The organism is Tranquillimonas rosea, assembly GCF_900111315.1.
In the GTDB taxonomy this organism is placed as follows: Bacteria; Pseudomonadota; Alphaproteobacteria; order Rhodobacterales; family Rhodobacteraceae; genus Tranquillimonas; species Tranquillimonas rosea.
The window spans coordinates 351,008-363,927 of the sequence record NZ_FOGU01000002.1 but is presented as its reverse complement, the minus strand read 5'-3'; the positions used below and the strand labels follow the sequence as shown (position 1 = coordinate 363,927).

17 protein-coding genes are annotated in these 12,920 nt (G+C 69.2%); 8 read left to right on the top strand and 9 right to left on the bottom strand.

Annotation, left to right across the window (positions count from 1 at the left end; genetic code table 11):
* Nucleotides 1-3 precede the first annotated feature (3 nt).
* Nucleotides 4-1,014, bottom strand: coding sequence for a Hint domain-containing protein (locus BMZ25_RS04820; RefSeq protein ID WP_177190382.1), 1,011 nt, complete (start codon nucleotides 1,012-1,014; stop codon nucleotides 4-6).
* A gap of 301 nt (nucleotides 1,015-1,315) precedes the next feature.
* On the opposite strand from BMZ25_RS04820, the gene cutA reads away from it, so the two are divergent.
* Nucleotides 1,316-1,630 (top strand): divalent-cation tolerance protein CutA, encoded by a 315-nt coding sequence (gene cutA, locus BMZ25_RS04815; protein ID WP_092689224.1) that lies wholly within the window; start codon nucleotides 1,316-1,318, stop codon nucleotides 1,628-1,630.
* Between the two features lie 175 nt (nucleotides 1,631-1,805).
* Here the strand turns inward: cutA and BMZ25_RS04810 are convergent, their stop codons facing one another.
* The gene (locus BMZ25_RS04810; protein WP_092689221.1) at nucleotides 1,806-2,534 is read right to left on the bottom strand and encodes a M48 family metalloprotease; all 729 of its coding nucleotides are present in this window, start codon (nucleotides 2,532-2,534) and stop codon (nucleotides 1,806-1,808) included.
* 130 nt (nucleotides 2,535-2,664) lie between these two features.
* Between BMZ25_RS04810 and BMZ25_RS04805 the strand changes: the two genes are divergently transcribed.
* Nucleotides 2,665-2,904, top strand: coding sequence for a hypothetical protein (locus BMZ25_RS04805; RefSeq protein WP_092689219.1), 240 nt, complete (start codon nucleotides 2,665-2,667; stop codon nucleotides 2,902-2,904).
* Here BMZ25_RS04805 and BMZ25_RS04800 read toward each other — a convergent pair.
* Complete coding sequence (locus BMZ25_RS04800) at nucleotides 2,901-3,164, bottom strand: DUF167 domain-containing protein (protein ID WP_092689214.1); 264 nt, start codon at nucleotides 3,162-3,164, stop codon at nucleotides 2,901-2,903. The genes BMZ25_RS04805 and BMZ25_RS04800 overlap by 4 nt on opposite strands.
* 51 nt (nucleotides 3,165-3,215) lie before the next feature.
* Here BMZ25_RS04800 and BMZ25_RS04795 point away from each other — a divergent pair, with 51 nt between their 5' ends.
* The 3 genes from BMZ25_RS04795 (at nucleotide 3,216) to BMZ25_RS04785 (ending at nucleotide 5,685) form a co-directional block, all read left to right on the top strand.
* A complete protein-coding gene (locus BMZ25_RS04795) occupies nucleotides 3,216-4,322 on the top strand; it encodes a class II histone deacetylase (RefSeq protein ID WP_092689212.1) in 1,107 nt (368 codons plus the stop codon).
* 71 nt (nucleotides 4,323-4,393) lie between these two features.
* On the top strand, nucleotides 4,394-4,972 hold the full coding sequence (locus BMZ25_RS04790) for a nitroreductase family protein (RefSeq protein WP_092689209.1): 579 nt from the start codon (nucleotides 4,394-4,396) through the stop codon (nucleotides 4,970-4,972).
* Entirely contained in the window at nucleotides 4,969-5,685 is a 717-nt protein-coding gene (locus tag BMZ25_RS04785; RefSeq protein ID WP_092689203.1) for an EI24 domain-containing protein, read from the top strand. The genes BMZ25_RS04790 and BMZ25_RS04785 overlap by 4 nt, the downstream gene beginning before the upstream one ends.
* Here BMZ25_RS04785 and BMZ25_RS04780 read toward each other — a convergent pair.
* Nucleotides 5,624-5,911, bottom strand: a complete 288-nt coding sequence (locus tag BMZ25_RS04780; RefSeq protein ID WP_092689200.1) for a DUF1467 family protein — start codon at nucleotides 5,909-5,911, stop codon at nucleotides 5,624-5,626. The genes BMZ25_RS04785 and BMZ25_RS04780 overlap by 62 nt on opposite strands.
* Before the next feature lie 128 nt (nucleotides 5,912-6,039).
* Nucleotides 6,040-6,444, bottom strand: coding sequence for a methylmalonyl-CoA epimerase (gene mce, locus BMZ25_RS04775; RefSeq protein ID WP_092689197.1), 405 nt, complete (start codon nucleotides 6,442-6,444; stop codon nucleotides 6,040-6,042).
* Between the two features lie 138 nt (nucleotides 6,445-6,582).
* Here mce and BMZ25_RS04770 point away from each other — a divergent pair, with 138 nt between their 5' ends.
* Entirely contained in the window at nucleotides 6,583-7,296 is a 714-nt protein-coding gene (locus BMZ25_RS04770; RefSeq protein ID WP_092689195.1) for a response regulator, read from the top strand.
* A 12-nt stretch (nucleotides 7,297-7,308) separates the two neighbouring features.
* On the opposite strand, the gene BMZ25_RS04765 is transcribed toward BMZ25_RS04770, so the two are convergent.
* Nucleotides 7,309-8,523: a DUF1501 domain-containing protein gene (locus BMZ25_RS04765; RefSeq protein ID WP_092689191.1), complete on the bottom strand. Its 1,215-nt coding sequence runs from the start codon at nucleotides 8,521-8,523 to the stop codon at nucleotides 7,309-7,311.
* A 5-nt stretch (nucleotides 8,524-8,528) separates the two neighbouring features.
* Complete coding sequence (locus tag BMZ25_RS04760; protein ID WP_092689189.1) at nucleotides 8,529-9,893, bottom strand: DUF1800 domain-containing protein; 1,365 nt, start codon at nucleotides 9,891-9,893, stop codon at nucleotides 8,529-8,531.
* Nucleotides 9,894-10,100: 207 nt separating this feature from the next.
* On the opposite strand from BMZ25_RS04760, the gene BMZ25_RS04755 reads away from it, so the two are divergent.
* Nucleotides 10,101-10,733, top strand: coding sequence for an MT-A70 family methyltransferase (locus BMZ25_RS04755; RefSeq protein ID WP_092689187.1), 633 nt, complete (start codon nucleotides 10,101-10,103; stop codon nucleotides 10,731-10,733).
* A 1-nt stretch (nucleotide 10,734) separates the two neighbouring features.
* On the opposite strand, the gene BMZ25_RS04750 is transcribed toward BMZ25_RS04755, so the two are convergent.
* On the bottom strand, nucleotides 10,735-11,466 hold the full coding sequence (locus BMZ25_RS04750) for a BglII/BstYI family type II restriction endonuclease (RefSeq protein ID WP_092689184.1): 732 nt from the start codon (nucleotides 11,464-11,466) through the stop codon (nucleotides 10,735-10,737).
* A 154-nt stretch (nucleotides 11,467-11,620) separates the two neighbouring features.
* Here BMZ25_RS04750 and BMZ25_RS04745 point away from each other — a divergent pair, with 154 nt between their 5' ends.
* Nucleotides 11,621-12,220 (top strand): L,D-transpeptidase, encoded by a 600-nt coding sequence (locus BMZ25_RS04745; protein WP_408033424.1) that lies wholly within the window; start codon nucleotides 11,621-11,623, stop codon nucleotides 12,218-12,220.
* Here the strand turns inward: BMZ25_RS04745 and BMZ25_RS04740 are convergent.
* Nucleotides 12,217-12,903 (bottom strand): GNAT family N-acetyltransferase, encoded by a 687-nt coding sequence (locus tag BMZ25_RS04740; RefSeq protein ID WP_092689178.1) that lies wholly within the window; start codon nucleotides 12,901-12,903, stop codon nucleotides 12,217-12,219. The two genes, BMZ25_RS04745 and BMZ25_RS04740, sit on opposite strands and share 4 nt — an antisense overlap.
* Nucleotides 12,904-12,920: the final 17 nt, after the last annotated feature.

The window sequence follows — 12,920 nt, the reverse complement described above, 5'->3', positions numbered from 1 at the left end:
CGGTCAGGACAGCGCGCCGCCGGTGTGGCTCAACTGCCCCTCGGCAGTGGCCACCGTGCGCGCGGCCGGGCCGCAGAGACGACCGTTCAGCATCTTCAGCTGCGGGAACGCCTTGCGGATCGCCGCCTGCGCCCGCGCCGAGGACGTGGCGTCCAGCGCCTCGCGCGGGAACAGCGTCTCGCACATCAGCCCGCCGGCGCTGACGACTTCGTGGGTGTCGAGCAGCAAGCAGTGATAACGCACCTCCGCGATCTCGTCGTCGCGCGCCACACCCTTCCACTGGGTCAGCGCCGCCGCCGGGACCAGCACCTCCGAGACGCCGAAGAACAGGTCCGCCCGCCAACCGCTGACCAGCACGCGGTGCCCCGGCGCCAGCCAGACCGGCTTGTCCGGATAACCCGTGGCAAGGGCATGACTGTCGAACCGGATCGGGCGCAGATGCGCGTTGCTGTCGTCGAACCTGACCGACATCTCGGTCTTCCAGCGCAGGGGACGGATGCCGCGATCCAGCGTCCAGACGCCGTCGCCGATTTCCAGCTCCTCGACGTTGCGGCGGCCGACGCCGCTCAGCATCGGGGTGCCCTCGGTGAAGCAGACGGACGGGATGTCGGCCCTGCCGCCACGGCGGGCCGGCGTGGTCCGCTGCTGCTTGCCGTAGAAACGCGTCTGGGGATGCCGCCGCAGACCGTCGAGGTCCAGGAGGATGCGCGCACCGCTTCCCCCCGTCTCGAACACGACGTGATTGTCGCCCCCCGCAAGGCCGCGCATCGCCTCGGCCCGCGCGATCAGGTCGGCCGCGATCAGATCGCCACCGGGACCGTGCAGCGCGAAATACAACCTTGAGGGCGCGGCTTCGCCCGAGGGCGGCGCGACCTGCTGCAGCTGGAAGCGTTCGTCGGCCCGGCCCATCGCCCGGACCCCCGAGAGGCGCAGGCGCAGTTCCGAGGCGCGGTGCCCCTCCACATGGGCCTCGTCATAGGTGCCGATCGTGTCGCCCCGAAGATCGTAGAACATTCCATGCTCCAATTTCGCAGGTCGCCGTATCGTCGACCGCATGACAAACGCACCGCCAGACACAACTTAAAGGTGTTCGATGCGAAGGCCAGTCTCCGTCGCCTCGGAATCGGCCAATTGGTTCCTATTTCGTTAACACCGACGCCGCAGGCGAAACGATGCGGTATCTTTGGAAGAATCGTCCACGAAGAAACGCCTCAGGCACCGGCATCGCGCCCCGTCCCACGCAACGTTGGTCCAGCCGCGAATCGCGCGACGGTGGGGTGGTTGCCATGCACGCTGCGGTCGATAGGCTTGTTCCATGACCCAACCCGTAACGCTTTCCGTGCCCTGCCCCGACCGTGACTGTGCCCTGTCCCTCGCACGGGCCGCGGTGGCCGGGCGTCTTGCCGCCTGCGCCAACATCTACGGCCCCGTGACAAGCGTGTTCACCTGGAACGACGCGGTCGAGGAAGAGGACGAGCACGTACTGACGCTCAAGACCGTCGCGGCGCGGGTCGACGAACTGGCGACGCTCTTGCAGACGCGGCATCCCTACGACGTGCCCGCGATCACGTGGGAGACCTGTTCGGCCGACGACGACACGCTGACATGGCTCGCCGACGAAACCCGCTAGCGCGCGCCGGTCACCCGCGCGCTGCCCGCGACGAGAGAGAAGATCGCGCCGGGCCAGTCGGCACGGCGGATGGTCCGCCCGCCAGATGCCGTATTGTGCGATCCACCACCTCCGCGGCGGAATACTGACGCGGAGTGGTTGGCGCGTGATTATCGCCGGATCGACCGCTTCGGCGTCACAATCCTGCCGCGATCCGCCGAACCGTCGCGATGCGCTCGGAATTGGGCGGGTGGGTGCCAAGGAACGAGTTGCCGGGATCGGGAGACCGGGCGAAATACTGCGCACCGACCACCGGATCGTACCCCGCCCGTGCCGCGATCACCGTGCCCAGGGCGTCGGCCTCGAGCTCGTAGCCCTTGGAATAGCGCCGCGCGCCCATCGTCGCGCCAAGGCTCTGCGCCTGCCGCACGGCATCCGGCCCCGCGCCGCCCAGCGTCGCCAGCGCCCCGGCGAGGATCGCCCCGGACATCGCGTTGGCCTGGCTGCGGTCCAGGTGGCCCGAGATGTGGTGCGCCGCCTCGTGGCCCAGGATGAAGGCCAGCTCGTCGCGGTTCCGCGCTTCGGCGATCAGGGAAATGGTAAAGCCCACGACCGGCCGTCCGTCGCGACTGACGGTCTGGAACGCGTTGGGCGGCACCTCGACCCGGTCGTCGACGACGATGGCGAAATCGCAGTTGGTGCCCGGCCCGGTGCGCCGGCGACATTCCTGCTCGGCCACAGGCTCGACCCGCGTGATCACGTTGAAGAAGTTGCTCGCCGCGCGGTCGGCCCGCGCCTCCGTCGACCGGGCTTGGACCTGCTGTCGCGAGGGGGCGCTGGTCGTCGTGCCGCCGGACTGTTGCTGCGGCGGCGGAACGGCACAGCCTGCCAGAGCCACTGCCAGCCCAAGGATCGCCCATCGCATTACCGCACCTCCACGTCGCATCGGGCCTACCTTAACGGCCATGCGGCCGAGGGCCAGTGCCCCGCGCGCCCTGCGTCGGCACGTCACTGCTATGACTTGCGCCTGCCATTATCGGGGATAGTCTCGACCCATGTTCAGCATCGAGCACGACTTCGACGCCACCGTCGTCACCCTCGTCGACGATCCCGCGCAATACCGGCAGGAGGACATCATCGTCTCCGCCTTCGAGGAATGTGTGACGGTCACGCAGCTCGATCCGCGGACGGATCGGGAGCAGACCGTCACCTTCTCGATGGCGCAACTGCGCGACCTGTCCGCAGCGCTCGACCTGCCCGAAGGCGTCTACCGGCTGCGCAGGAACACGCGCTAGTCGACGCGCACCACCTTGTCCCGCCCACTTGCCCCGCGTACGAGCGACAGGCGGGATTTAGGCACGCCCAGCGCCTTGGCCAGCATCTTGAGAATCGCCGCATTCGCCTTGCCGTCCGCCGGCGGCGCGGTGACATGCACCCGCAACTGCCCCGCCTCTTCGACGATGGCGTCGCGCGAGGCGCCCGGCGTCGCGCGCAGCCGCAGTTCGGCGCCGGGGGCGGCAAGGTGGGACAGGTCGGGCGGGCGCTTGCTGGACATCGCGGGGGGCTCGTTTCACTCTCACGCCAATTGACGCGAAAGGGGCACCCGATGGCCACCGGTTTTTTCTGGGACGAACGCTGCTTCTGGCATGCCGGCGGCACCTACGCCTTCACCGTGCCGGTGGGCGGGCTGGTCCAGCCGCAGGCGGCCGGCGGGTTGCCGGAATCGCCCGAGACCAAGCGCCGTCTCAAGACACTGATGGAGGTCACGGGCCTCTGGTCCGAAGTGACGCCGCAGACGGCACCGCCCGCGTCGCGCGACGACCTGCTGCGGGTCCATCCCGAAGCGTTCCTCGACCGGTTCCAGGCCGTCTCCGACGCCGGCGGCGGCGAGCTGGGCCTGCGCACGCCCTTCTCGAAGGGCGGGTTCGAGATCGCGGCGCTGTCGGCGGGGCTGGCCACCGGCGCGCTGCGCTCGGTCCTGTCGGGGCAGACCGAGACCGCCTACGCGCTGTCGCGCCCGCCGGGCCACCATTGCCTGCCGGATTGGCCCAACGGGTTCTGCCTGCTGGCGAACATCGCCGTCGCGGTGGAATCGGTGCTGGCCGAAGGGCTGGCCGGGCGCGTCGCGGTGCTGGACTGGGACGTGCATCACGGCAACGGGACCGAGGCGATCTTCTACGACCGCGACGACGTGCTCACCGTTTCGCTGCACCAGGAGCACAACTACCCGCTCGAGACCGGCGACGCCGACGCGTGCGGCGAGGGCGACGGGACAGGCTGCAACGTCAACATCCCGCTGCCACCCGGCACGGGGCACGACGGCTACCTCGCCGCGTTCGACCGCATCGCCGCGCCCGCCATCGCGCGGTTCGCCCCAGACGTCATCGTCGTGGCGTGCGGCTATGACGCCGCGGCAATCGACCCGCTGGGGCGGATGCTGGCCAGCGTCGAGACCTTCCGCGCCCTTGCCCAGCGGACGATGCAGTTGGCCGCCGACACCTGCGGCGGCCGCATGGCCTGCGTGCACGAGGGCGGCTATTCCGAACTCTACGTGCCGTTCTGCGGCCACGCCGTGATCCGCGCGCTGTCCGACAGCGCGATCGAGGCGCCCGATCCGCTGGCCGACATGATCGCCGCGCGGCAACCGGGCCCGGCGCAATCGCGGTTCATCGACGGCTGGATCGACGAGCTCGCGGCCTTCCACGGCACCTGACCCGTCCGCCCGCCCTTGACCCCGACCCCGACAGCGCCGACATCGGCGCGGACACGGCCACGGAGATCCCCATGCCCCAGCCCAATCCGGCGGCGCTCGACTTTCTGCTGACGCGCCGCTCGCGCCCGGCCAAGACGCTCACATCACCGGTCCCCGACCGCGCCGCGCTCGAACCGATCCTGCGCGCCGCCGGCCGCAGCCCGGACCACGGCAAGCTCGAGCCCTGGCGCTTCATCGTGCTCGAGCGCGAGGCGCTACTGCGGCTGGCCGGCTACGTCGAGACGCGGGGCGCCGCGCTCGGAAAGGCACCGGAGGACATCGAGAAACAGCGCCGGCAATACGCCGACGCGCATCTCGTGGTGGCGGTGATCGCCTGCCCCGAAGCCTCGGACAAGATCCCTCAGATCGAGCAGACCCTCTCGGTCGGGGCGGTGTGCCTGCAGCTTCTGAACGCCGCGCTGGCCTCGGGCTGGGGCGCGAACTGGCTGACCGGCTGGGCCAGCCACGACCCGATGTTCATGGAAGAGGCGCTTGGCCTCAGCAGCGTCGAATGGGTGGGCGGCCTGATCCATATCGGCACCGAGACCGCCGAACCGCCCGACCGCCCGCGTCCCGACCTCGACGCCAAGGTCAGCTGGGTCGCCACATGATCGTCACCGACGCACTCCGCGCCCTGGGCCAGATCGGCGATCCCCGGTTCAGCCGCGTGCTGGCGCGGGGGATCGGGCTGACCGTCCTGCTGCTGGTCGCCGTCTACGTGGCGGTCTTCTACCTCGTCGGCTGGATGGTGCCGGATTCGTTCAGCCTGCCCTGGATCGGGCAGGTCACCTGGGTCGACGGGCTCGCATCCGGCGCGTCGCTGCTGCTGATGATGGCGCTTTCGGTGTTCCTGATGGTGCCCGTCGCCTCGGCCTTCACGTCGCTGTTCCTCGACGACGTCGCCGACGCGGTCGAGGCGCGGCATTATCCCGGCCTCGGCCCCGCGCTACGGGTGCCCTGGGCCGAGGCGCTGCACGACAGCGTGTCGTTCCTGGGCGTGCTGATCGCGGCGAACCTGGGCGCGCTGGTGTTGTACCTGCTGCTCGCCCCGGCGGCACCGCTGATCTTCCTGGCGCTGAACGGCTACCTGCTTGGGCGGGAATATTTCCAGCTTGTCGCGATACGACGGCTCGGGCGGTCAGGCGCCGCCGCGATGCGCCGGCGTCACGCCGGGCAGATCTGGGCGGCCGGCGCGCTGATGGCGTTGCCGCTGACGATTCCGCTGGTCAATCTGTTGGTGCCGGTGCTGGGGGCGGCGACCTTCACGCACCTGTTCCACCGGTTGGCCCCATCCGGCCGAACCAGTCCAGCGTCCGCACGCTGACGAAATCCGTGACGACGAGCACATAGCTCACGCTCCAGAGCACGACGGTCACGGCCGTGACCCACATGAACTTGCGCTTGAGGTTGAGGTCGACCGGAGCGCCCTCATGCGTGCCGGGCACGACGACACCTTCGTCGTGCTGGCTGCGCTGACCGATGGGAAGCGCGACGAAAAGGGCCATGAACCAGATCACGGCGAAGAGGACGAGTGCGGACGTAATAGCCATGGATGCGACTCATGAACGAGCAGGGATTTGCTTCGTGGATCCATTAGTCCAGAGCCGACGTTCAGGCAATCTCGGAACCGATCACCTTTAAGTAAAATATGCTTCGGCGGGCGGAGTGGCGCCGATCGTCACACCTGTTCCAGCTCGATCAGGCAGCCATTGAAATCCTTGGGGTGCAGGAACAGCACCGGCTTGCCATGCGCGCCGATCTTGGGCTCGCCGCCGCCCAGAACGCGGGCGCCCTCGGCCGCCAGCCGGTCGCGCGCGGCGTGAATGTCGTCGACCTCGTAGCAGATGTGGTGGATGCCGCCGCCGGGGTTCTTTTCGAGGAAACCAGCGATCGGGGACCCCTCGCCCAACGGATACAGAAGCTCGATCTTCGTGTTCGGCAGTTCGATGAAGACCACAGTGACGCCGTGCTCAGGCTCGTCCTGCGGGGCGCCCACGCTTGCGCCGAGCGTATCGCGGTACTGCGCGGCCGCGGCCTTAAGGTCGGGCACCGCGATGGCCACGTGGTTCAGGCGTCCGATCATCTGTTCCTCCCTGCGTGCCGGTATCCTCTCTGTAGGGGGCGATCCCCTGCAACGGCAAGCCCGGCGCGACGTTAACCCGCCCTTAGCGCGAAATGCGGTCAATGCCTCCGTCACCCGTCGAAATGTCCGGAGAGACCAATGCAGTCCGTCCAAGCCGAATTCATGCGCCCCCGCCCCACGGCCGAGCGTCCGCTGCTTGGCCAGACGATCATGGTCGTCGAGGACAGCCACGTCGCGAGCGAGACGTTGCGCCTGATGTGCCTGCGCAGCGGGGCGCGCATCCGCAGGGCCGACAGCCTGAAATCGGCGGGGCGGCACCTGTGCACCTACCGGCCCAGCATCGCGATCGTCGACATGGGCCTGCCCGACGGGTCGGGCGCGGACCTGATCACTTCGCTTGCCGGGGCAAGGCATCGGGTGCAGGTCCTGCTGGCCATCTCGGGCGATCCAGCCTCGCTGGAAGAGGCGCAGGAGGCCGGCGCCGACGGCACCCTGGCGAAACCGCTGAGCAAGCTGGCCACTTTCCAGGCCGAGATCCTCTCGCGCCTGTCGGAGTCCGAGCAACCGTCCGGCCCGCGGCCCCTGCCGATGGAGGAAATCGTGCCCGATCCCGCGGCGCTGCAGGACGACTTCGCGCATCTGCAGATGCTTCTGGCGGCGCCCAACGCATCCGGGACCACGCGCTACGCTGCCGGCTTCGCGCTGGGGGTCGCGCAATCCTGCGGCGATGCCGAAATGGTCGCGGCGGCCGAGGCCCTGTTGCGGGCCTGCCATGACGGCCTGCCGCTCGTGCCCCCCCGCGAAGCGTTGCTCGACGCGGTCAGGACGCACCTCGCCCCCGCCCCGGCCTGATGAGCGGCGACACTACAGCAACAGGCCCGGATCGCTGCCCATGTCGAGGCCGGGAAAGACCGAGCGTTCCAGCACGCCGCGCTCCAGCCCGAACAGCCCGCGCATCGCCCAGGCCGCGTAGGCGCGGACATCGCCCGTCGGCATCAGGTCGCGCCGGTCGTAGAGCTCCGACTCGGACAGGCCCGGCCACCGGCCCAGCACGCGCCCGCCGCGAATCGCGCCGCCCGCCATCAGCATCGCGCCCCCGGTGCCGTGGTCGGTGCCCTTGGTGCCGTTCTCGCGCAGGGTGCGGCCGAACTCGGTCATCGCCAGCACCGTCGTCTTGGACCACGCGTCGCCCAGGCCGATGCGCAGCGTCTCGATCACCTCGGCCAGAAGCTCCAGCCGCTGCGGCATCACCTTGGCCTGGCCGCGGTGGTGGTCCCATCCGGGGACCGAGAACGCCGCGATCCGCGTGTCGTGATACAGACGGTCCGCCGCGAACGCCGCAAGGTCGTTCATCGACGAGCTGCGCCCTTCCTGAAGCCGCGCGTTCAGCGCCGCCCCGCGTTCGGTCGAGGTGTCCGGCTCGGCCAGTTCCGCCAGCTCGATCGCCTCGAGCGCGGTGTCCCGGAACAGCGGATCCTCGTGATAGACATGCTCAAGCAGCAGACGGGTCTGCGGCGTGATGTCCAGTGCCACGTCCGGCGACCAGTTCATCACCGGCGCCTTGCCCCGCAGCACCTTCATCTCGTCCCGGCCAATGGCGAAGGCGGTCTGCCCCTCCAGCCCGCCGACCGTCTGCAACATCCGGTTCAGCCAGCCGTCCCGCGCCGCCAGGCGGGAGACATCCATGCCGGTCCCGGCCTCAAGCAGGTCCTGTCCATCGAAATGGCTGCGCTTGTCGCGGTAGGGGGTCGAGACGGCGTGCACCACGCCCAGCTCGCCCTTGCCCCACAGGGGATGCAGCGGCTTGAGCGAGGGGTGCAGCGTGAAGAACCCGTCCAGCGGCAGCCCCGGCGCCGCGGCGTCGAACAGCCCCGCGCGGGCGGGCGCGAAATGCGGGTCGCCCACCGGGCGCACCACGTCCAGCCCGTCCATCGCGCCGCGCAGGATCAGCACCACCAGCCGCTCGTCCCACGGCGCGCTCGCCATCGTCACGGTCGTCGTCAGCGGGAACGCCGCGGCGGAACATCCCAGCACCGCCGCGCCGCCGCGCAAGAGACCCCGGCGTGTGATATCGGCCATGCGACCTACCTTCTGTTGAACTCTGGGGCCGACAGGACCAGCCCAACGCCCTGCGGTCGGGTCTCGGCCGCACCCACCGCCCATGCGAGCCGCCGGCTGGCCGTACTGCCAAGCGCGGTCTGCACGAAGGCTCGCGGATCGGGCAGCGTGTCCCGCAGCGCCGCCGGCGTACGCATCGACCAGACGATGCGCTGCGACAGGCCCTGCGGCGTGATCCAGGCGTCCGCCGCCTCGGGCCAGCCATCCGGCCCCGGCGGCGAGAAGAAGTCCTGCCCCATCTTCACCATCGGCTGCTCGACGTACTGGCGCCAGTCGCGGCGCTTCCAGCCGGCCACCTCGCTGCCCTGCATGCCCAGCGCCAGGAAGGACGAGGCGACGAAATCGAAGGGCTGCTTGGCCTTGCCGCCCGGCTCGGTCCACATCGCGGGATGGGACAGGAGAGCGCGATACACCTCGGTCAGCGCGCCGCCGCTGTCCCGGTAGGCGCGTTCGAGGCTGGCGACGAGATCGGGATCGGGCGTGTCGGCTTGGAAATGCACCGCCAGCTTGCGCGCCACGTGCCGCGCCGTGTCGGGATGCACGGCCAGATCCTCGAGGAACTCGGTAATGTCGGCCTGCGCCGGCCCGCCGGGCCCGCCATAGGTCGCCCCCAGCACCGACTCGGGGCCGGGTTCGGCCAGCGCCGGCTGAAAGCGCACGCCCTTGCGGGGTGTGTAGGTCATGCCGGTCAGAAGCTCGGCGAACTGCCGCACGTCGGCCTGGCTGTAGGTGCCGGTGCTGCCCAGGGTGTGCAGCTCAAGCACCTCACGCGCGAGGTTCTCGTTCATCCCGCGCCGCTGCGTGCGCCCCACGCGAGAGTTCGGACCGGCCGAGCGGCTCTGATCGAGATATTCCAGCATCAGCGGATGCAGCACCGCCGCCTTGAGAAGATCGGCGAAACGGCCGGCTATGTTCGGGCGCACCGCCTCGTCCACGAAGGCCGGGACCAGAGCCCAGCGGCCCGGCCCCTGCCCGACCGCGGTGAAGTGATCCACCCAGAACCCCGTCAGGCGTTCGCGGAACGGCGTGTCGGTGTCGAGGATTCGGGCCAGCCGCTGACGGGCGGCGCCGTCGCGCGCCGCGATCACGGCGCGGCGCAGGGTCTTGGCCTCGTCCTTGGCGCCGTCGACACCCTTGCGCAGATCGCGCCGCGCAGCCTGCAACTGCGCCGCCAGAACGCTGGCCTGTGCAAGCCCAGTCATCGGATAGGCCTTGCGCTGGTCGTCGTCGGTCAGCAGACCGGCGACAATGGCGTCGGGATCTTCGGGCATCGGCGCGCCGCCAAGGCCGTAGCCCATGCGGATCGCCGCGATATCGGATCGCTTGGCCATCGGCCATCCGGCTCCTTTGCAGATGCAGCGACGCTACGCCCAACCGGGGCGGCCCGCAATTGCTCCAATCGCCGCAGCCTCTGTCCGGATGATTGACTGGCGGTGCTCCGCCGACTAGGATGTTCGCTCTACGTTCCGCGCAGATCATCGGCGCGGGGCGGCAGTTTGGAATTGCAGCAGGGCGGGGCTTGGCGCTAGATGTTGGACATGTGCGGCGACCCTTCTCAAGACCTGCAGCAATTCCTCGGCACCGACCGGTTCGGCTGCGTCATGGCGGATCCGCCGTGGCGATTCACCAACCGCACCGGCAAGGTCGCGCCCGAGCACAAGCGCCTGTCGCGCTATCCGACGCTCACCGTGGACGAGATCTGCGCCCTGCCCGTGGCCCAGCATCTCGAGGATCGCGCGCATTGCTACCTGTGGGTGCCGAACGCGCTGTTGCCCGAGGGGCTGGCCGTGCTGCAGGCTTGGGGCTTCGACTACAAGTCGAACATCGTCTGGCACAAGATCCGCAAGGACGGCGGCTCTGACGGGCGCGGCGTGGGCTTCTACTTCCGCAACGTGACCGAACTTCTGCTGTTCGGCACGCGGGGCAAGAACGCCCGGACCGAAGCCGCGGGGCGGCGGCAGGTCAACATGATCCAGACCCGCAAGCGTGAACATTCCCGCAAGCCGGACGAGCAATACGACCTGATCGAGCAATGCTCGTGGGGCCCCTACCTGGAGCTCTTCGGCCGCGGCATCCGCGACGGCTGGACGGTCTGGGGCAACCAGGCCGATTCCGACTACAAACCCAGCTGGAAGACCTACCCCTACAATTCCGGAATGGCCGCCGAATAGGTCAGGCCGTCAGGATCGTCTCGGGCAGACCGATCAGCAGCAGCGGGCACGGATTCCCCACACCCCGCGCGACCCGGTCCTCGAGCTTGGCCCAGTGGGTCGTGGCGGGGCCGAACTTGTCGGCGACGAACTTCTTGGAGAAGGCTTCGGGAAACGGCACGCCCCGCGCAACCTGCCGGGCGACGTTGCGCTTCTGCGCCGCCGTGCGGCTGCCAAGGCCCAGCCGGTCCAGATCGTCCTCGTCGGTCAGCCCCTCGTCCCGCATCCAGCCGGTGATCCGGCGCAGCATGGCATCCTGCATCGACCGCCCCCGCGTCACGATCACCCCGAGAGAGATCGCCGACAGCGCGTGCAGACGGTGGAAGTTCTCGAGATCGCGGTCGAAGAACGGATCCTTGTTGTTCCACTCGATCTCCAGCGCGAGAGAGCCGTTCGCGGCAAACCGGACGTGATCGACCTCGTGGCTCACCGCCTCGCGCTCGCGCCCGTCCACAACGGTCTGGACCGCAAAACGGTGCTTGCCCCAGCCCAGGTCGCTCAACTCGTGGCGCATGCGCTGGGTCTGGCCCGACTCGCCGCCGCCGCCGCCCACCAGCTCGCGCAGCGAGATGCGAAAATCCCGCAGAACCGTCTCCAGCTCTTCGATCTGGCGGGGGAAGTCATGCGCCAGGATCGCCTCGGCATGGTTCTTGGCAAGAATGTCGAATCCCGCCGCCCGCAGGTCACTCAGCATCGGCGTCCCTTTTTCGCTTTTCGGCCCGCGATGCCACCCCGCAGCGCGGCCCGCAAGCCTCACACAGCTGTGTGATGCAAGTGCCGGGGAACCTGTCAGACTCGAGGGCCGTTGGGCAGCCTAGTCTCCCACCCCGCAGAAGGAGTCTGCCATGTTGAGCCGTCGACAGTTTCTCGCCACGACGACCGCCGCCCTCGCCGCGCCGGCCGTCCACGCGCAAACCGCCGACCCGAGGGACGCGAACCTCGTCGATCTTCCGGCCGGTTTCGCGCCGGCCCGCGTCAACCTCCAGACCGAGATTGCGTCGGGCGAGATCCATGTCGTGCCGGACCAGTACCGGCTGTACTGGACGCTGCCGGACTTCCAGGCGATCCGCTATTTCGTCGGCGTCGGCCGCGACCGGTTGTACGAATCCGGCGAGTTCTATGTCGGCGCCAAGAAGGAATATCCCAGCTGGACGCCCACGCCCGACATGATCGAGCGCGAGCCCGATCACTACGGCCAGTACGAGGACGGCATGCCCGGCGGCCCGACGAATCCTCTGGGCGCGCGCGCGCTCTACCTGTTCCAGCCCGACCGCGGCGACACGTTCCTGCGCATCCACGGCACGCACAAGCCCGACACGATCGGATTCGACGTGTCGAACGGCTGCGCGCGGCTGGTCAATGCGCAGATCGTGGACCTCTACGACCGCGTGCCGATGGACAGCCGCGTCGTGCTGCATCCCAAGGACATCCCCAACCCGATCGTCTAACCGGGATCGCGGGAGACAAGGATCGGTCGCGTCAGCTCACCGAGGGGCTGGCGCTGCCGCCCGGCCGCGTCGAAGTTCTCCGGCGCCAGCCAGGTCTCGAACGCGGCGCGCAGCTGCGGCCATTCGGAGTCGATGGCGGCGAACCAAGCGGTGTCGCGGTTGCGCCCCTTCACCACGGTCGCCTGCCGAAAGATGCCCTCATAGCTCATCCCGAAGCGCTCGGCGGCGCGGCGCGACGGGATGTTGGCGGCGTCGCACTTCCACTCGAAGCGCCGATACCCCGCCTCGAACGCCCAGCGCATCAGCAGGACCAGCGCCTCGGTCGATTCGGGCGTGCGTTGCAGTCGCGGCGCATAGGTCAGCCAGCCGGCCTCGATGCTGCCCGAAGCGGGGGCGATCCGCATCAGGCTCAGCGTGCCGCCCAGCCGGCCGTCGCGCATGCGCACCGCGAAATGCAACGGGTCGTGTTGCAGGCGGGCGGTGTCCAGCCAGGCCCGATAGGCGGCGAGGCTGTCGAACGGCCCCGTCGGAAGATACCGCCACATCGCGCCCTCGGCATCCTCGCGGAACGCGTCGAACAGGCCCTCGGCGTGGTCGGGGCCCAGCGGTTCGAGCCGGGCGAACCGCCCGTCGAGGGCGATCCGCGGGGGCAGCGGTGGCGGCGTCCAGTCGGCAAGGTCCATCGGCCCGTCCCTGATTG